Origin of the sequence: Clostridium sp. DFI.1.208, assembly GCF_024463855.1 — a bacterium.
Taxonomy (GTDB): Bacteria; Bacillota_I; Bacilli_A; order Erysipelotrichales; family Erysipelotrichaceae; genus Clostridium_AQ.
The window spans coordinates 1-19,546 of record NZ_JANGCA010000039.1; the positions used below are offsets into that span (position 1 = coordinate 1).

The 19,546-nt window shown below is 41.6% G+C and carries 20 protein-coding genes; 7 read left to right on the plus strand and 13 right to left on the minus strand.

Annotated features, from left to right (window positions below; all coding sequences use genetic code 11):
* Positions 1-330 precede the first annotated feature (330 nt).
* Positions 331-894: a manganese efflux pump MntP family protein gene (locus NE665_RS17100; RefSeq protein WP_117443891.1), complete on the plus strand. Its 564-nt coding sequence runs from the start codon at positions 331-333 to the stop codon at positions 892-894.
* 71 nt (positions 895-965) lie between these two features.
* Entirely contained in the window at positions 966-2,231 is a 1,266-nt protein-coding gene (locus NE665_RS17105; RefSeq protein WP_117443892.1) for a replication-associated recombination protein A, read from the plus strand.
* Between the two features lie 345 nt (positions 2,232-2,576).
* Here NE665_RS17105 and NE665_RS17110 read toward each other — a convergent pair whose 3' ends face one another.
* Positions 2,577-3,005: a GNAT family N-acetyltransferase gene (locus NE665_RS17110; RefSeq protein WP_117443893.1), complete on the minus strand. Its 429-nt coding sequence runs from the start codon at positions 3,003-3,005 to the stop codon at positions 2,577-2,579.
* Positions 3,006-3,211: 206 nt separating this feature from the next.
* Between NE665_RS17110 and msrB the strand changes: the two genes are divergently transcribed.
* Positions 3,212-4,297 (plus strand): peptide-methionine (R)-S-oxide reductase MsrB, encoded by a 1,086-nt coding sequence (msrB, locus tag NE665_RS17115; protein WP_117443894.1) that lies wholly within the window; start codon positions 3,212-3,214, stop codon positions 4,295-4,297.
* 353 nt (positions 4,298-4,650) lie between these two features.
* Here msrB and NE665_RS17120 read toward each other — a convergent pair whose 3' ends face one another.
* The 3 genes from NE665_RS17120 to NE665_RS17130 are packed head-to-tail and all read right to left on the minus strand — an operon-like array spanning position 4,651 to position 6,752.
* Positions 4,651-5,454 carry a PTS system mannose/fructose/sorbose family transporter subunit IID gene (locus NE665_RS17120; protein WP_117443895.1) on the minus strand — a complete coding sequence of 268 codons (804 nt, stop codon included), beginning with the start codon at positions 5,452-5,454 and terminating at the stop codon, positions 4,651-4,653.
* On the minus strand, positions 5,454-6,248 hold the full coding sequence (locus NE665_RS17125; protein WP_117443896.1) for a PTS sugar transporter subunit IIC: 795 nt from the start codon (positions 6,246-6,248) through the stop codon (positions 5,454-5,456). Before NE665_RS17125 ends, NE665_RS17120 begins: the two co-directional genes overlap by 1 nt.
* Positions 6,249-6,272: 24 nt before the next feature.
* A complete protein-coding gene (locus NE665_RS17130) occupies positions 6,273-6,752 on the minus strand; it encodes a PTS sugar transporter subunit IIB (protein ID WP_117443897.1) in 480 nt (159 codons plus the stop codon).
* A gap of 339 nt (positions 6,753-7,091) precedes the next feature.
* On the opposite strand from NE665_RS17130, the gene NE665_RS17135 reads away from it, so the two are divergent.
* Positions 7,092-7,844 (plus strand): glucose-6-phosphate isomerase family protein, encoded by a 753-nt coding sequence (locus NE665_RS17135; RefSeq protein WP_117443898.1) that lies wholly within the window; start codon positions 7,092-7,094, stop codon positions 7,842-7,844.
* Between the two features lie 66 nt (positions 7,845-7,910).
* Here NE665_RS17135 and NE665_RS17140 read toward each other — a convergent pair whose 3' ends face one another.
* A complete protein-coding gene (locus tag NE665_RS17140) occupies positions 7,911-8,786 on the minus strand; it encodes a PHP domain-containing protein (protein ID WP_233104737.1) in 876 nt (291 codons plus the stop codon).
* Positions 8,787-8,808: 22 nt separating this feature from the next.
* The gene (locus tag NE665_RS17145) at positions 8,809-9,237 is read right to left on the minus strand and encodes a PTS sugar transporter subunit IIA (RefSeq protein WP_117443899.1); all 429 of its coding nucleotides are present in this window, start codon (positions 9,235-9,237) and stop codon (positions 8,809-8,811) included.
* 186 nt (positions 9,238-9,423) lie between these two features.
* Between NE665_RS17145 and NE665_RS17150 the strand changes: the two genes are divergently transcribed.
* Both NE665_RS17150 and NE665_RS17155 read left to right on the plus strand, forming a co-directional pair.
* The gene (locus tag NE665_RS17150) at positions 9,424-11,187 is read left to right on the plus strand and encodes a class I mannose-6-phosphate isomerase (protein ID WP_117443900.1); all 1,764 of its coding nucleotides are present in this window, start codon (positions 9,424-9,426) and stop codon (positions 11,185-11,187) included.
* 1 nt (position 11,188) lies between these two features.
* On the plus strand, positions 11,189-12,118 hold the full coding sequence (locus tag NE665_RS17155; RefSeq protein WP_117443901.1) for a type I phosphomannose isomerase catalytic subunit: 930 nt from the start codon (positions 11,189-11,191) through the stop codon (positions 12,116-12,118).
* A gap of 235 nt (positions 12,119-12,353) precedes the next feature.
* Here the strand turns inward: NE665_RS17155 and NE665_RS17160 are convergent, their stop codons facing one another.
* From NE665_RS17160 to NE665_RS17190, 7 genes are all read right to left on the minus strand, one after another.
* Positions 12,354-12,572: a hypothetical protein gene (locus tag NE665_RS17160; protein ID WP_233104738.1), complete on the minus strand. Its 219-nt coding sequence runs from the start codon at positions 12,570-12,572 to the stop codon at positions 12,354-12,356.
* A 25-nt stretch (positions 12,573-12,597) separates the two neighbouring features.
* The gene (locus NE665_RS17165) at positions 12,598-13,350 is read right to left on the minus strand and encodes a class I SAM-dependent methyltransferase (RefSeq protein ID WP_117443902.1); all 753 of its coding nucleotides are present in this window, start codon (positions 13,348-13,350) and stop codon (positions 12,598-12,600) included.
* Positions 13,347-14,066, minus strand: a complete 720-nt coding sequence (locus NE665_RS17170) for a hypothetical protein (protein ID WP_117443903.1) — start codon at positions 14,064-14,066, stop codon at positions 13,347-13,349. Before NE665_RS17170 ends, NE665_RS17165 begins: the two co-directional genes overlap by 4 nt.
* A 46-nt stretch (positions 14,067-14,112) precedes the next feature.
* A complete protein-coding gene (locus tag NE665_RS17175; protein ID WP_002606518.1) occupies positions 14,113-14,850 on the minus strand; it encodes a GntR family transcriptional regulator in 738 nt (245 codons plus the stop codon).
* 218 nt (positions 14,851-15,068) lie between these two features.
* The gene (yiaK, locus tag NE665_RS17180; RefSeq protein WP_117443904.1) at positions 15,069-16,070 is read right to left on the minus strand and encodes a 3-dehydro-L-gulonate 2-dehydrogenase; all 1,002 of its coding nucleotides are present in this window, start codon (positions 16,068-16,070) and stop codon (positions 15,069-15,071) included.
* Between the two features lie 110 nt (positions 16,071-16,180).
* A complete protein-coding gene (locus tag NE665_RS17185) occupies positions 16,181-16,963 on the minus strand; it encodes an aldolase/citrate lyase family protein (RefSeq protein ID WP_117443905.1) in 783 nt (260 codons plus the stop codon).
* Positions 16,964-17,004: 41 nt separating this feature from the next.
* Positions 17,005-18,159 carry a glycerate kinase gene (locus NE665_RS17190; protein WP_233104739.1) on the minus strand — a complete coding sequence of 385 codons (1,155 nt, stop codon included), beginning with the start codon at positions 18,157-18,159 and terminating at the stop codon, positions 17,005-17,007.
* A gap of 122 nt (positions 18,160-18,281) precedes the next feature.
* On the opposite strand from NE665_RS17190, the gene NE665_RS17195 reads away from it, so the two are divergent.
* The gene (locus NE665_RS17195; protein WP_117443906.1) at positions 18,282-19,388 is read left to right on the plus strand and encodes a sugar diacid recognition domain-containing protein; all 1,107 of its coding nucleotides are present in this window, start codon (positions 18,282-18,284) and stop codon (positions 19,386-19,388) included.
* The last annotated feature ends 158 nt before the right edge of the window (positions 19,389-19,546 follow it).

Consider the following 19,546-nt stretch of genomic DNA (forward strand, 5'->3'; position numbering starts at 1 on the left):
CATAGATATAAAAAAGGATATATGAAAGACTAAATGCAATTGTAAGTGTAAATTCAACTAGATTGTTGTGTAAGAGTCTTTTCTACTTAGCTACTTTGAAAGTGGAATTTAACTTTTCACTTCAGCTAAGTAATGAAAATGCACTCTGAGGTTGCATTTTTCATTTATATCTGATATGATGTACAGGCTTATAAGGGAGTAGTTAGCTCACATTTGAGTAGTTAGGTCAACATAATGATTCACAGTGAATCTGGCTTAAGTATTAAATAACGAGACTTATGCGTGTGTTTTTCACGTATGAGTCTCTTTTTCATTCAGGAGGATAAGGATATGAGTTTATTTTCTATTTTCATGATCGGTATCGGGCTGAGCATGGACGCATTTGCGGTCAGCGTCGCAAGAGGTATGACAATGAAGAAAGAGGAGCTTCTGCGCTATGCACTCACACTCGGCTTCTTCTTTGGCATATTTCAGGCTGTTATGCCACTGATTGGCTGGTGGGCAGGCAGCTGTTTTCAGGAATTCATCGCTTCCATTGACCACTGGATTGCATTTGGCTTATTGGCTATCATCGGGAGCAATATGATACGGGAATCCTTTCGCGGTGAGGAAGAGGCCTGTGATGATAAATCACTGACATTAAAAACTATTCTGATTCTGGCCGTTGCGACTAGCATTGATGCTCTTGCAGTCGGTATCAGCTTTGCATTTTTACAGGTACATATCTGGACTGCGATCGTCATCATCGGACTGACTACCTTTGTTCTCAGCTTCCTTGCGGTCTATCTGGGAAATCGTCTCGGCAATCTCCTGGAGAAATATGCCGGCATTCTGGGAGGCATCATTCTGATATTGATTGGAACAAAAATCCTTCTGGAGCATCTGCTTGGGTAGAATTCCCTGCCGATGCCCCTTTTTCTTTGATTTTATGATAAAATAGTACGTACATGAAGGGAGGAATGTGTATGAAGCAGCCACTGGCGTTTCGGATGCGACCGCAGCATTTGGATGATATTATCGGACAGCAGCACCTGATTGGTGAAGGCAAGGTTCTTCGCAGGTGTGTTCTTGAAAAACGCTTATTCTCCATGATTTTCTACGGACCACCAGGCACCGGAAAAACAACGCTCGCCATGGTGCTTGCAAATGAGCTGGAGCTGCCGTTTCGGATGTTTAATGCAGTTACCGGAAATAAGAAAGATCTGGAAACCATTTTTCAGGAAGCAAAATTTTATGAAGGTCTTATCGTAATTATTGATGAGGTGCATCGGTTAAATAAGGATAAGCAGGACCTTCTCCTTCCTCATGTCGAAAACGGCAATATTACACTGATTGGCGCAACAACCAGCAATCCGCTTCATGCCATCAATCCAGCCATCCGTTCCCGCTGTCATCTGTTTGAAATCAAGCAGGCACAGCAAGCGGATATCGAGCAGGCACTGATGAAAGCCATTCATCATCCTGACGGTCTTAATGACAGTGTTCAGATTGAGGAGGAAGCACTGCATATCATAGCACGGCACAGCAATGGAGATATTCGTTACTCCCTCAATATTCTTGAAATATGTGCACTCGCAAGTGACGGTATCATCACACAGGAGCTTGTTTCTCAATATTCCCAATTTCCAAATATGAGCATGGACAGCGATGGAGACGGCTATTATGATGTTTTAAGCGGTTTTCAGAAATCCATTCGCGGCAGTGATGTAGACGCTGCCCTGTATTACCTGGGCATCATGATTGAAGCAAATGATATGGACAGTATCGAGCGAAGACTGCTTGTGACCGCCTATGAAGATATCGGTCTGGGAAATCCTGCTGCGGTGGCACGGTGCGCAACAGCGATTGATGCTGCAAAGCGAGTCGGCTTTCCTGAGGCGCGCATCATCCTGTCGGCCGCTGTTATCGATCTGACCTTATCTCCGAAATCAAAAAGTGCAGAGCATGCAATCGATGCCGCTATGAGCACCCTTCGCCATACCTCCTACAGTGTGCCGGATTATCTGCGATTCACACCGGTTAATATGGATGAGGATGAAACATATGATTATGAACGCAGTGATCTCTGGAATCGTATCCAGTATCTGCCGGACAGGCTGAAACATAAGCGTTTCTATGAACCGGAGCTGACATCCTCCTATGAAAAGATACTGGCGCAAAATCTGGAGAAGCTGAGAAAGGTCCCAAGATCCAGCAATCTGAAGGCATTAAAAAAACAAAGTAGCCGATAATAGGTAGCGCATATAAAATACATATAAACGAAGCCAGCAGGTACTTTGTTATTACCTTCTGCTTGAGATAAGGAAGTTCAGGCTCTATTGTTTGATACAATCGCTTGCGCTTCCTTTTTTATCTGTATATCATCGGAAGTCTTTACATAATAGGAATGCTTTCACACCGCTTAATTCAAAAAAACGACCTCAATACGTCTTGCTGCTTCACCCATACGCTCCTGCAGTCCCATATTCACGAAATGCAATGCTTTTTGAGGATACTACGGTATGTGAAAGCAAAATAAAAACGATATAATCCCTGTTATATCGCAGTCGCATTCTTTCCCTCAATAACCATCAATACTAATCGAAATACTTTAAATAATGCTTCAGATCGCTGTGACTCTCAAATCCATGCTGGCTCAGCAGCTTGAAAAGATTTTTTCTTCTGATGTTCGCAGTCATACGAAGACCGCGATATCCGTTTTTCCGTACTCTGGTCTCAAACACATCATAAATCTGACGTACTTCCTCGTTGTCCGCATAATCATCACTAACTACCAGAGCAACAATATTAACCAGCTTATCTGAATACAGTGTTTCATAAGGTGAGCCGTGAATATAACCGATGACTCTACCTTCATCCTCCGCAACTGTGATAAAGTCACTTCCTGTTTCCAGGATGGAGATGATGCGTTCATACACCTTGTCCTCATCATAGGAATACCCCAGCTTCTCATTCAGTGCATGGATGTCCTTATAATCCTCCGGCTTGATTCTTCTAAACTCCATAGCAATACTCCTTTCCATTTCAGCTTTAGTCTATCATAGAATTGCTGTGATTGTAACAGTTTCTTATACAATTCTTGCCGCATTTTTCTCCTTTATACCTTGATGTATAATTTTTTATCCACTGGGGATGCTGTAAGTGTTGAAGCGTGCACATGCAGTTTATGATGACAACAGCTACTATATGAAAGAAAGGCAGATGATATGACATGGTACTTTTAATATTCGCCGCCGCAGGGATACTTTTACTGTTTTATTTGTTTACAAGAAAAAGCGAACAGCCGGTTCAGAAGGTAAATATTCAGGCAGACATACAGCATGATGAAGAAGCAGAGATATTTCTGGCTGGCGGGTGCTTCTGGGGTGTACAGAAATTCCTATCCTCCCTTGAAGGCGTCCGCTTTACGGAGTGTGGTTATGCGAACGGAACGACTGATAATCCAACCTATGAGGATGTCTGTACGAATGATACAGGCTTTGCAGAGTGCGTACATGTCCTATATGATAGAAACGCACTTTCGCTGGAGAAGCTTTTGAGCCAGTTTTACACCATCATCGATCCAGTATCCGTGAATCGTCAGGGAAACGATATCGGCTCTCAATATCGCACCGGTATTTATTATACAAATCCCAGAGACGCAGAGATCATACAGCAATCCTTAGATAAGCTCCAACGATCCTATGATCAGCCGCTTGCTATAGAGCATCAGTCTCTGGAGAATTTCTATTCCGCAGAGACCTGTCATCAGGATTATCTGGATAAGCATCCGGATGGTTATTGTCATATACCCGCCTGGAAATTTGAAAAGAAAGAAGCAGCAGAGCCCCACCGTTTCCCGGTGCCTGATAAGCAGGAGCTGAAGCAGAGACTGAGTGCAGAGCAATTTGCAGTAACACAGGAAAATGCGACAGAGCGACCTTATCGAAATGCCTACTGGGATACCTTTGATAAAGGAATTTATGTCGATATCGTCAGTGGAGAACCGCTATTTGTTTCTACGGATAAGTTCGTTTCCGGTTGCGGATGGCCGAGCTTTACGAGGCCGATTCATAGTAATTTGATTAAAGAAAAAAGTGATATAAGTGGAGGTATGCGTCGAACAGAGGTGCGCAGTACGCATTCCGATGCCCATTTGGGACATGTGTTTGATGATGGCCCGCAGCACTGCGGCGGGATGCGCTATTGTATCAACAGTGCGGCATTGAAGTTTATTCCCATCTATGAGATGGAGGAAAAGGGCTATGGTGATTATCTGGCGCTTTTACAGCAGGAAAACCAGCAGACTACTGAATGAAGTATGCGATTTAACGCATGATGCAAAAAAAATATGAGAGTATGCTGATTTTCAAATTTAGAAAAAGGTAATTCTAGGCTGTCGTATCAGCCACTATTAGAATTACCCTTTTTATAATATTCGAGAGTGAAGCAGAGCCTGTTTCATGTTCTTTTTCTATATGTATGTTCATGTACCTGTTCGTTTTTTCATTATCTCTTTTCTACCAGTGTTGTTCCTTATACCTTTGCGGTACTCAGGGGAGGAGTAATATGGAAGTAAAAGCTCCCTTTTATTCGTATAAAAATGAAGAGCTAAAATGTATTTATCATGGATGCTTATCCCTATACTAAGTCTTCAGCAGCACCTATGATTTAAATAATGCCTGTAAAGGCTCCTAAAAATGCCAGTATAATATAGATAATGATCAGATGCGTTGCCTTTGCATGTTTTTTTACCATCAGAATCCAAGTCACAATCAGCAGCAGCAAAGGCAGTACAGATGGGAATACACCATCCAAAAATCCCTGTACAGTTACATCCTTTACTATGGTGATATTTACACTCAATGCCACAAAGCTGGCACCTATTGCACCCGTTACAATCAGACCAAGGATAGAGAATGCCTCCTGTATCCGTTTCGCATTTTTCCCCAGAAACATATTGACCGATTCAATTCCTAACCTGTACCCTCTAAAATATACAATATAAGAGAATGCAACAATCAGAGGAAACATGGTAAATATGTAGAACAGAGGACCTACAATACTTCCATCAGCTGCAAGAGAGATACCAATACTCAAGAAAATCGGACACATCAATCCCTGGAAAAAGCTATCTCCTATTCCTGATAGCGGTCCCATAAGACCAACCTTCACACCATTAATCATACCATCATCAATCTCTGCACCATTGGCACGATTCTCCTCAAGTGCCGCAACAATACCGGGTACCACACTGCCTAGAATCGGCTCAACATTATAGAAAACACTATGTCGCTTTAATGCCTTTATTTCCTCTTCCTTATCGTCTCCATACAATTCCTTTATGATTGGCAGCATACTATGCAGGAAGCCAAATGCCTCCATACGTTCAAAGCCAAGAGATGTAAGATGGAAAAATGACCAGTTTAAATAACTCTTCATCAATGTTGATTTCTTTAATTTCTTCTGTTCCATTAGAATTCAACCTCCATATCGTCTTCCTCCTGATCAGCAGGAGTACTTCTGCCTAGAAGCTTGTATGCGATTACCGCAAAAATCACAGCAATTACAGCCACAGCAACCATACTTAGTTCAAAATAGGTTATGAGAATAAAGCCTGTCAGGAAATATACCCAGTATGTTCCATCCTTAATTAACAAGCTGGTAATCATTGTGATACCAACAGCTGGTAATACGCCACCTACAATTTCCAGTGCATGAATGGTCCAAGCCGGTGCAGCATTCGTCAGATTGATTACATAGTCTGCACCAAAGTACAAAACGAGAAATCCCGGAACAAAACGAAGCAGGAAGGTAGTTAATTGTGCACCAAAGACATGATATTTAATAACACCCTTATAATCACCTTTTTCTGCAGCTTTCACAGCCATATTGCCCCAGAACACATTACAGAATTCCATACCATTCCAGATTAGTATACCAACGATTCCTAAGGTTGTGGCAAGTGCTATAGAAACATTGGCATCTCCACCTGATACTACTCCGAGTGCTACAGCAGGATAAGCAACAACTGCGATATCTGTTTGAATGGATCCACCAACAGACATTGTGGCAAGATATACTGTCTGAACAGCTGCTCCCACAGTGACACCTGTTGAAACATCCCCAAGAATAATTCCAACGATCAATCCGGAAGCCAGCGGCTTACTTAAAACATAATATCCTCCAAAATCCCCCATAAGAACTGGTACACACTCTGCTGCTAAATAACTGAACAGAGCAATCAGTACTGCCTGTAATATACTCACACGACTCACTCCTCTCCTATGTTTTTATTTATGATGTACGGTTTTCCAATCAACTGCCTGTGTAGAAGGAATATTCTGGAATACGATTTCTTTACCTTTTTCAGAAAGATAATCGCACGCCTGTATTTCTTCATCATTTAATGCTGTAAACTGAGCTAGAAGGGTTCTGCCTTCTTCCTGTGATACCGGTCCGAGAGTGATTTTATTACCTACATTTACACCGCCTTTCTCCAGCTTCTCGAACACAATAGGTGATCTGGCTATCAGAATATAATTTCGTTCACTCTCTGATGCCTGCTTCGCCTTGATCAATGCCTGCTCAACGGTATAAATATAAACTTTCATTCCCACTGCAGCATTTTTGTAAATCTGACGCATTGTTGGATCATTCGATATTTCATCATCCACCAGCAGAATACCGTTGTTCTGGAAAATCTTGCTCCACATGGTAACTGTTTGGCCATGTATTGCCCGATCATCCACTCTTGTAAAAACAAATGACATACGTTCAGCCTCCTTTTTTTGTACTAACCTTAATCAAATTATTACATACAATTATTTTATTGTCTATACAAAAATAGAAATTTATTAAATTTGTTATGCTATAAAAAAAGGTACTATCAATTTTAAAATTTTTTATTTTGCTGATTTTTAGACATTCTTCTTCATTGTCCTAGAACATAAAGAAAATAAAATATTATAAAACTACGTTTTTTCGGAAATCTATAAAAAAATAGCATACAATCCTCTGCTTTGTATATATAAAGGCAATAAAAACACCTAGGTTGACAATAAAATCAGAGCATGATAATAATGAAATTAGAAATGATTGGAGGTCATATTATGAATTATGATTTTGGAAAAGCATCCACTATCCCATCTGTATTCGATGACGAAACAAGAGAATTGCAGGTACCACCGGATACTGTGATTGAGGAAATCGCAATCCGCAGAATGAAGGATATGCGTGAATTATTCCGTAATTCTGAAAATTATGATGATGATTATCCTCTGTATTACATGTATAACGGTATCTACCGCAGCGCCCACAAAGAGATTTTTAAGAGTCAGCATATCCGTTATGAATATACCATTCTGATGCCACAGACGATTCATAAAGAAATGATGAAAGCTCACGGTCATATTCATGGCGTGCATCCGATTAAGAAAACAAGACACATTGAAGCATATGAGGTTCTTCAGGGTACAGGATTTTTTGAATTATTTGCCTATGAAGAAAACAGTATTCAGGTCATTATGTTAAATGTGAAGCCTGGGGATTATCTGATCATTCCTAGCGGTTATTACCATTTATCCATCAATACGGGAAAAGATCCGTTTATATTTGGTGATCTGATTATTGAAGATGCCAATAGTGAATATGGACATCTGAAGGAAATGAAAGGTGCTCCGGTCTATGTTATGGAAGGTGCCTCAGGATTGCCGGAATTCGTATTGAATAAACAGTATCATGAACATGAAATCAGAATAACGCAATTGAATGCAGAAGAGGTCCCTTGGGAAAATCCAGTTGATCCAATCCCTTTATATGCACATTTCATTTCGGATCCGGATGCATTCAGCTTCCTAAAATAACACAATGAAAGAAACCTGCAGTAAAAGAAAGAGAAATCCAGTCGCGATTTCTCTTTTTTTTCATTCCTATCGTATTTGACACTTCAGCTTCTCCAGTAACGGATCAAGCAAATGTTCATCTTCTTTCCGCATTCCATACTCTCCCATCCGGATATGCGGTTTATAGCTGCCATGAAAATCACTGCCGCCACTAATCAGCAAATGCTTTTGTAATGCATATTCCTTAAAATAGTTCTGCTGATCCATGGTGTGATAGGTTGTAAATACCTCAATGCCATCCAGCCCCATGGAACAAATTTCATTCAGCAAAGCATCCTTCTTGAAAAAAGCAACACCGGGATGGGCAAGGACTGCAATTCCTTTATACTCATGTATCAATTGTATTACATCCTCTGCCTGCGGATATGGTACAGGAACAAACGCCTCTTTCCCATAAGAACAGAAATCCCAGTAGAAATTGACGACTGCATTATCCGCCCTCTTACCACCTTCATAATAATCCTGCAGCTGCTGCAGATTCTCTCTTTGCGCATGAGCTAAAAACGTTCCATAAATAACCTGAAAAGGATTTTCCTTTCTGCACCTTTCCATAAGCGTATCAACCTGCATATCAACATGGTACAGCTCCTCAAGACGCTGTGCCTTGCTTTTGAGAGCCGCAAATTCCAGTTCATTTATTCTTTCATGAAGATGTTCGAATACCGGGGTATGATATTGCTGCTGAAAACCGATGATATGCGTTTCATATCCATGAAACAGAGAATCAAATTCAATCGCAGGTAACACATCGATTCCCTGTTTTTTTCCTTCCCGATACATTACATCAATTCCCTGCATACAATTATGATCACAAAGAGCAACCGTATCCAGTTCTGCTTTCTTTGCAAGTTCAATTAATGCAGTGCATTCATGCTCTCCATCGATACTCCAGATAGAATGCATATGAAGATCCTTGCTTACACGATTAGAATTCCGCATCTTCATCAGCTTCATCTACATTTGAGAGCTGCAATTCCATAATGCTTTCTCTTCCCTTTGCGATACAATGCTTACACAATGCATCCAGATCCATAAAGTTTCTGGATATATATGCTTCCAGTACCATGATGAGATTACAGCCGGAAATAATATGAAGCGCATGTTTTCCCTGCGCCTGTAGTATCTGAGCCTGATTTGCAGGAGATCCTCCCGGTATGTCACAAAATATCAAAATACCGTCACCTTGATCCAGCTCATCACATTTCAAGGATAATTTTTTATGAAAATCTGCCGGATCGTCCTTCTCCTGTAAACATAAAGCATCCAGAAAATCACTTTCGTCATTGAAAAAACAATACGTTTCTTTTAGTCCCTGAGCCAGAGGTCCATGTGAAATCAAAAGTATTCCTATCATTATAATTTCCTCCTTTTCTACATCATACCTTGAATTTTTCCTGCAGTCAATAATTTGTTTATACATATAAAAAATAATGCATACACTAATACTTTTGTATAGACAATATATTTTTTCAATGCTATAATGCAATTGTAAAGATCCCATGATATAAGCAATATTGGATCAGAAAGGATAGGATATCATATGAAGTATTTAACATCAGCATCTAATTACGAAAAGCACCCCACCACTGTCATACAGGGGCATGACAATCAAGCCGTACAAGGTTATGAGGACATATGTAAATGGATCAAAACCAAAATGACCAAAGAACGCAACATTGTTTGTGTCGATTGCTATATTGGCGTAGATCAGGAGGAACTGCTGGAAGGTTTATGTAAATATCTGACTTTTGATAAAATTATTCGCAGTGACACGATTTTCTATGATAATGATAAGATCTATGAGCTTTTAAAGCGTAACATTACCGATGACCGTGTATATGGAATTGCTTATTATGGAAAGTGGATGGATTTAGTAGATCCGCAAAGACTGGCAAATGCCCGTGAGGAAGCAGATACAGCCACTGGAAATGTTTTGATTCTTGGTACTGCTGCAGACTATATCACAAAGAGTGATATTCTTGTTCTTGCGGATATGACAATCTGGGAAATTCAGATGCGCTACCGTCATGAACATCTGCCAAACTTCCATACAGATAATGCAGATGAAGACATGATACGAAAATTCAAACGTGGATATTTCATTGACTGGAGAATAGGTAATGTACACAAGCAAAGCCTATATGATAAATTTGACTTCTATCTGGATACTGTAAAGCATAATGATCCGCGCATGATCGACAGAGAAGCATTTGAGGATGGTCTAACACAGCTTTTACAGCAGCCGTTTCGAACAGTACCGTTCTTCGATGAAGGACTCTGGGGCGGTCAGTGGATGAAGGAAGTTTGTGATGTGGAGGATAAAGACAGAATCAATTACGCATGGAGTTATAATCTATTGTTCCAGGAAAATGAGGTAAACATCACATTTAAAGATATTTCAGTAAATATTCCAGGCTATACTTTGATGCAGCGTTTTCCAAAGCAGCTGATTGGTGAAAAAGGCTTTGCCAGATTTGGTGCAGAGTATCCGATCCGGTATGATTTCCTGGATACGATGGAAGGTGGAAACCTATCCCTGCAGGTACATCCAAACCAGCAATATATGGTGCAAAATTTTGCGATGCCTTTTACACAGGATGAAAGCTATTACTATCTTGATTGTGCAAGTGATGAAGAAACTTACATATATCTCGGTTTGACTGATGAAGCTAACCGTGAAGAGATGGAACGTGATCTCAGACTGGCATCTGAAGGAAAAATTGATTTTCCAGCTGAAAAATACGCAAATAAACTGCCAGCTAAAAAACATGATCACTTCAGCATACCGGCAGGTACAGTACATTGTTCCGGAGCTAATACAATGGTCTTAGAAATTTCCTCCTCACCTTGTATTTTCACTTTTAAATTATGGGATTGGGGAAGAATTGGTTTAGATGGACTTCCAAGACCTGTTCATATTGATCATGGTATGAAGAACATACAATGGGATAAGCATACCGGCTGGATTAAAGAAAAATGTGCTTTTGATCCGGTATTGATAGAAGAAGACAATGTTCATAAAGAAGAACGTACGGGATTGTGTGAACTTCAATTTCTGGAATGCAGAAGAATCTGGATGACTGGAAAAACAACGCATTGCACAGATGGAGAAACCAATGCTCTGAATTTAATCAGCGGTAAGGAAGCTCTCATCGAGAGTCCGGAAGGACAATTTGCGCCATTCATCATTCATTTCGCGGAAAGCGTATGTATCCCTGCAACCATAAGGTCTTATACGATTACACCATACGGAGAAAGTGAAGGAAAAGAAGTCGCTATCATGAAAACATTTGTCCGCTTCTAATATGAAACGACTATATCGTATTAAGCCGATTGGTCATTACCGGATATGGGGAAGTGATACACTGGGAGACCAATTCCATCTCACAAATACCAGATCCATAGGTGAAATAAGCTGTGCCAGTGCGAATTCCTCATGTGATTGCGAGATATATGAGGAAGCGTATACCTTATCTGATTTTTATAAGAGCCATCCTGAATATTTTCATCTGTCATGTAAAGAATTTCCTTTGCGTATAAATATAATAGCAGCAAATGAGGATTTATCTATTCAGGTGCATCCTGATAAAACATCCACAACAGATGCTCAGCCGGAAGCCTGGTATGTCATTCACAGTGATGGCTCCCGGTTATGCCTGGGACACAACTGGCAAAAGAAACAGGATTTTCTGGATGCGGTTGCACATCATAAGCTTCTTAATGGAGTTCGCTATCTTCCCTGTGCCAGCTATGACTATTTCTATTTACGGCCAGGAACCGTTCATGCGGTAGGTAAGGGATCTCTGATATACGAACTCACATGTCAATCTGATATTACATATCGGCTTTATGATTATGAACGAACAGATGAATCAGGACACAAGCGACCCCTGCATATAGAACAGGCTGCGAAGTATATATACTATCCGCAAGTATTGAAACAGAGCACACCTATACAATTGATACAAAGCAGAGATTGTATACAGACAGTATACCAAAATGATCCTGGCATCTTTATGTTAAAGAAGATAGAGCTGCATGGAGATACCACGATACACCATAAGGATTTCCACCTCCTAACGGTAATTAAAGGAAACGGCACGATTAACGACGAGCATATAAACACCTGGGATACACTTCTTCAGATCGCTGACACAAAACTTCATTTATGTGGTGATATGACAATCATGGCAGCGAGCTTCAAAGAAGCAAAGACTCCCTGCATAGCTACATAACTCTATGTATGCTGTGTGCTGCATAACAATAGCGAAAGCCAGTTCTATAGCTTATCTGTAAATAGCAAAAGCCTTATCCGAACTATTTGCTTAATACTAAGCTGTATTTGCAGTTCTCCTGTCAATAAAACATATATATAATGTATAAACCATTTTGGAACTTACCTTACAAAATAAAACCCTGAGGTTATAGAGGACATAATATCCATAACTTACAGGGTTTTTATCTTATTCTTTACAGCAGAGATGCCGCTTCTTCATCCACAATCAGAGTAAAACGAGGATGTAATGTCAGAATGGAGGCTGACACATCCTGATCAACCACCTGTTCCAACCGTGTTTTGATACTGCCTGCTTTTTTTACTCCGCTGGGAATCATGATGATGTATCGGGCACGCATAACATCGCAGTCATCATGCTCAGCTAAAGTCATTTTATCAGGCGTTGTAAGCAACTATTTCTTATCCTCACATTGCCTTTCACATTTCTCTTGTCATTTTTCTCGCCCGAACAATAAGAAAGCTTGGTTTAATAAACTCTTTTATCATACCCGGACATTCATGCAGCGCATGTTCATCCGGCAGCGTTTCCACCATATCTTCTACAAAAAAGCCAGTATGTGCAAGCGTAGTGATGATGGTTCCCATCCTGCGATGATAGTTTTCCACATTGTCGACATACCAGAAGCCGCTTCTCTTTCCTTCCCTTCCATAATCAGAAAAGGTATAGGAAATACAATCTCCATGCTCATCGTGATTATAATGCCCCTTTCCGTCATAGGTAGCCGTTATAATTGGATGTTCCTGTGAAAACAGAAGGATGCCACCCGGTCGTAACAGCTTATAAATATCATGCACCAGGGCAGGGAAATCTTCAGCATAATGAAAGGCTAGAGAGCTGTACACAAGATCATAGGTACTGTTTAAGGAGCCAAGCTCTGCCATATCCATTCGCATATATGTAATTACAGGATGCGCATAGTTTTTTCTTGCTTCTTCCAGCATTTTTTCTGAGATATCGATTCCGGTAACATGTACGGCGCCGTTTTCTGCAAAATGAAGACAGTTATGCCCATAACCACATCCAATATCCAGTATTGCTTTACCTTTACTATCCGGCATCAGCTTCTGCATCTCCGGCTGCTCCATAAAATCATTATAGTTTTTCCTATGCAGACGTAAATCCATATATGCAGAAAAAAATTCGTCATTATCAAAAATATTCTGTGTCATTTTATATTTCTCCTTTTTCTATCCTGTATTATACCAAGGGATCGTATGGCTTGTTTTTTAAAAATACCGTTTTTTTCTGCATATGTCTGAACAAACGCTTCACTTTTTTCACAGGTAAAGGCAGACATGCAAAGAAGCAGCTTCCATAATATCAAGGAGTCTTCCTTCCATTTTTCAGCCAATTGCAAAAGTATATCACAATTTTGTGGAGAAGCGATATCCGGGTGATAAAAGGCCATAAACCCCATAGCGTCCAAAGCCTCACTCACTCTTGCTTTATCGTCACCTTCTATAACGGCTACTAAAACTGAGGCTGTACATGAATTCATTTTCCCCATACAGCGCGCTATTATATCTCGCGGAAGTGGATAGGATTTTTTTGCGGATACTGTCTCGGGAACTGTTTTATACTGGTTTGTCCCTATCCTTCCCAGATACAAAGCCATTTTTTCAGCTGTTCTTTGATCACCTGTCTCAAGCGTTTCACAAATTGCTATCCGCGTGTATAAGCACTGCTCCTTTTCCAGCTGCTGAAGAAGCTCATCAGCAGCCTGCTCCACATCTTTTTTCAGGCTGATTGCTGCGGCACTTCTGATCCATGCTGCTTCATGTGATAGCAGAAGTATGCGCTTCTTCACTTCCAAAGATGATAGCTCTTCTATATCGTCCGATGATGCTTTTCCACGCTTTCGCAATTGCTCCTCTGTACTTTTCATACACATGCCCCCTTCGGCAAAAAGACACTGTACAGTGTCTTTCAGCCTATTTGTTTTTATACTTTTTTGAAGTTTCCGTACTTACAACCGTATAAGTAAACATTTTATAGTTGTAAATGGTTTTTGTATATTCGATTGGGTTATTATTCAAATCATAAGCTGTATTATAAACAATCAGTGCAGGGCCAGACTTTGCCTGCAACAGAATATGTGCATCTTCTCCGCGAATGCTGTCTGCACGAATATCATCTCTTGCCCATGATAAATCCAGATGATAATGCTCATAGAAAACATCATATAAAGAAAAGCTTTCAAAGTTGAACATCTCAAGACCCGGACAGTATAATGCATTGATATGTGCATATTCAACAGCGATTGCTTCATCATTCGCATAACGGATTCTATGCAGAAAATAGACTTCATCCGTTTCCTTCAGATTCATTGCCTCACGTATATGCTCATCCGGTTTTATCCTTTCCAGATGCAGCACCTTGCTATGGCATTTCAGTCCTTTTCGTTCCATGAGTTCTGTAACACCCAGAATCTCCTTACTTCTTTGAATCATCAAATCCATTACAAATGCACCCCGGCCACGATCAATGCGTACCACGCCCTGCTGCTCCAGCTTTTGCAGGGCATGTCGGATAGTCATTCTGCTCGCACCAAAGCGCTCCTGCAGTTCCCTCTCAACAGGCAGCTTATCTCCCTGCTTATATATTTCCTGTCGTATTTCTTGATGAATAGCATCTGCAATTTCCAAATATTTTGGCTTACTCTCTTTCATTTACCTCACCTCATTGTATGTTAATCCTATTATAACAAATAAATCAGTATTTGTATGTACCTTACAGGATAATATATCTTGAGTAGAGATTGTCTATACAAAATATTATTCATAGGATATATTCCTTTATTTCCTGACAGTAAAGACGTCATACTCATTCTACTGTATAGAAAAAGGCCCATCACACATCGATTGGACCTATAGAAGCCTCTTGCACATCACATTGCAAGAACCATATTCCACTTTTCTTCGATAACAGGGATCCCGTTCTTCCTATTCTCCTCCATCGCTTGCCACTCTGGTTCACCCGGATATAAAACAGGCCTTGTCACATCGATCGGCTTGGATGCCTTGATATAATCGATGATACCATCCACAATGGCATCGGTCTGCTCCTCAGTATTTGCCTTCGATGGATCTATGGCAATCATAATCTGAGAAAGTCCTATCTCATCTTCAAAGGTCCCGATTGTATGCACCGCATTCCCGTATGTCAGCACACTTGCTATCATATCCAGTGCAATCGAAATCCCGCTCCCCTTCCAGAAGCCCATAGGAAGCACTCTTTTTGTTTTGTATATTTCACCTGGATCCCTTGTCATCTGTCCATTGGAATCATATCCGCCAGGCACCGGAAGCTGCAAGCCCTTCAGCCTGTAATCTTCAATCTTTCCATAAGAGAACTGAGACATCGCGCAATCGATTACAACGTGTTGTCCATTGCTGCGCGGAATTGCAAAAACCAGTGGATTATTTCCTATTCTCTGATCCTCACCACCCCATGCAGGCATGTTCGGCTTTGTATTTGACCAGCAGATACCAATACACCCCGCATCCGCTGCCTGAAATCCATAGCTCCCACCGCGCATCCAGTGATTGTTATTGGCCAGGGCCACCATACCGATACCATGCTGCTTTGCCAGCTCACAGGCTCTTTCCATAGCCAGTCTGGCATTCAGTGGGCCAAAGCCGCGATGTCCGTTCCAGCGTTCATAGGCTCCAAGCTCCAGCTCACATGTCGCTTTGCTATCCGGATCTATTTCTCCCTTTTCCAAATACTCCACAACCTTTGGAAAACGATTCAACCCATGCGAATAGACTCCTGCCAGACTATTCTGTGCAAAGATTGCCGCAGCAGCCTCTGCTCTGTCCTCCTGAAACCCTTTCTTCATTAAAACACGTTTGAATTCCTGCAGCATTGTATCATAGCTTACGCGCATAATAGGTTCATTCCTCCTCACGATATTTTTAATTGCTTCCTAGTTTCCATCTGACAATGGTTCTATGTATTCGCTCTATGTTCTCACATATTCATACCTGAGCACGGTTGTCAGTCTATAACGATTTTCTTTAGCTGATCTCCCTCATTTTTATAAAAATCCTTAAGGATCCGCAAATCTGTCCCCAGTGCAAAATCACGAACGCCAAGCTCATAATAATAGGCAGCATCCGCTGCACTCCGTATTTCTACACGGATGCGTTTTCCATATCGAAGTGCTGTTTCGATTACATATTTTTCAACCTCCTTGACCTCATCCAGATGTGCGCTTTTATCAAAACCGGAATTCATGGAGAAATCAGCAGGACCGAACTGCAGGAAATCGACCTCCTTCACCTGACAAATCTCTTCCAGATTCTGTACAGCCTCAACCTTTTCTATCATAAAGCCCTTAACGATATCACAAACATCCCGTGCGTAATCCATCTGACTGGACAGATTAGCATTGCGTATCCAGCGTCTGTTCACAAAGCCAAGAGCACCTCCCTCCGGTGTAGCCGGTGTAATTTGCCGTATGGTCTCCCTCACCTCTGCAGCTGTTGTATGATCGGTGAAAAGGATGCCATCAAAACCGGATGCCATCGCCTTTTGCGCCACATAAATACGATTGTGATAGTCCGGTTTGATAATCATGGAAATATTGTGAAGCTCTGCTGCGCGTGCCATGTTCTCCAGGTCGTAATGGTCAAAGGGGGCATATTCCGCCAGGAATTCCACATAATCATATAGCTCATTGCTGCCGATGATTTCAATAAGCTGCGGCCATGTAAAATCGATACGCGTTGCGACGATGACTTCTTTTTCCTTTAATTTTTTTCTTAACTGATTTATCATATTACTTTCCTTTCCTGCAGAGATCTTCTGCTATCGTTACATTATGATTCTTTCAACACTGTGTGTGGTATCCCTGCTGCCATAGTAATCAGACGCAGCAGCTGGTAACCGGTTTCCTCCAGATATTCCTCCGTATGCGCCAGTGCCTCATGAAGTGGATATATTCCCTGCTGTATGGTGAAAATGCCTTGAAAATATGCAGTAAGTGCATCACAATCCACTTCCCTTTGCCCACATACGGCAAGCACAGGAATGCCTTGCTTCTTCGCTGCCTGCGCAATACGTATTGGAAGCTTTCCCTGCAAGGTCTGATGATTCATCTGTCCCTCTCCCGTAATCACCAGATCTGCAGTACGCAGCTTTTGCTCCATCTGGACATAACGGTTGATCAGATCATAACCCTTGGTTAATTCCGCACCAAGTATATGCAGTGCTGCAGCACAGCCGCCACCTGCACCGCAGCCTTCCTGTAGAAGATTTCTGCCGCTTCGCTGTTCCAGTACATGAAGCTGCTGTTCCAGCTTGCGCATCTGCATGGCATCCGCTCCCTTCTGTGCAGAGTATGTAAACACACAGCCCTCTTTTCCATACAGTGGTGCACAAACATCACAGCCTACAAGAAGCTCCATACCACCGAGCTTCTTTTTCACGGTCTGAAAAGCTTCTTCGTCCCAGTGATCAAAAGCAAACAGAGGATTGCAATCATTCGGCAGAAGATTTCCCATTCTGTCATACAGCCTGATGCCAAGACCCTGTAGGACACCAAGACCACCATCGGTTGTGATAGTTCCACCGAGAAACAGCAGTACCTTGTGAATCGCATAGCCGTGCAGTTGATCAAGAAGCTCACCAAGTCCATAGGTTGATGCAGCGGCAGCAGTAGCACTGGAAACCTCGTTATTATGCAGTCCGAAGATATCCGCAGCCTCCACTGCACAGCACAGACTTTCCTCCTCTTCAAGCAGCAGCGTGCGCACGGTTTTTTGTTTATGAAAGGCATCCCGGCATTTCCATGTCCTGTATTCCCCCTTCACACAGGCCGCCAGTGCAGAGACACTGCCCTCTCCCCCATCCGCTACACTGCAAACCATTGTCTGATGTCCGTTTGTTCGCAAGATTCCTCTTTCCAGAGCCTTTCCTGCTTGTTCAGAGGACAGCGCACCTTTGAATGAATCCATCGCTATTAGAACGTTCATGTTCATCTCCTTTCCCCTTACAATATAATTTTAATATGCAGTAAAGAATATTCCTATGTGTTATAATACAAATATATCTATGGTTTTATTACATATTTTTGTGATAGAGAACAGGAGAGCTTATGAAAATTTCTGAAGAGCTAGCAAAGATTATCGTCGATAATATCCATGAAGTCATTCCTGAGGAAATCAATTTTATAAATGCAGATGGTCTGATTATCGCCAGCACAGATCCAAAGCGTATGCATCGTCTGCATACCGGCGCGCTCAGTGTTATTCAAAACCGTAAGCAGCTGAGCGTACAAAACGACACACAATATTACGGTGCACGTAAGGGAATCAATATGCCGGTATTCTTTGATGATGAAATTATCGGTGTGATTGGCATTACGGGTGAGGAACAGGATGTTATCGGATATGGGAAAATCCTGCAGAAGATGACACAGATTCTTGTTAAGGATGCATACTATCGCGATATTCGCCATCAGAAGCGTTCCAGCGACAGAATTCTGATTGAACGTGTGCTGGGCGGGAATTTTGAGAATGAATCCTTATTTCAAAATGACAATCTGACACAAAAAAGTCCAAGACTGATTGTATGTGCAAGGATTGACGGACAGTTGAGGGATGAGCAGATCGACCGTATACACCGTCTGCTGGAGGCTGTTCCCTTTTCCACCTATATTGAGAAAAAGGCGTTGTATGTGCAGGAGCTGATTTTCATTATCCCTGCACAGAACAAGGGTTATATTCAGCAATGGATTGGCAGTATCCGGGAAATATGCCCGCATGCGATTTTCTGGGGAATCGGCACTGTAACTGATAAAATAAGCGATTTGCCGCTTTCGTATAGCAGAGCAAAAACAGCTGCCCTCTGGGGCAGCCGGATCAGCGGACATAGTGTTTCCTGCTATGAGGAGATTGAGACCGGTATGCTGCTGTCGCATATCGATGAGTTGGAGAGCACGTATTTCTTAAAGCAGATATTCAAAGATTGCAGTGCTGAGCGAATTGCGGAAATCGTGATGATATTAACCCTGTACGAACAGCATAACGGCAGTATTCTTCATTGTGCAAAAGCCTGCAATATGCATCGGAATTCCTTTCAGTATAAACTGCTGCAAATACGCAAGCAGACCGGCCTGGATCCAAGAAGCCTCCATGACTATGTACTGCTGAAGCTTGCTGTTGTGCTGTATCAGTTTCAGCAAAATACACCGCATTCCTAAACGAATCCTGTTTTATGCAAATGATATTTATGAGAAAAGCACGCCTTGACTCATTGGAGTTCCCGCGTGCTTTTATTCTTGTAGGTAACCTGTTCATACCCTTATATTCACTTCCGATTCGCTTATCTCAGGTGAAAGTCTTATCATACATAATCGAT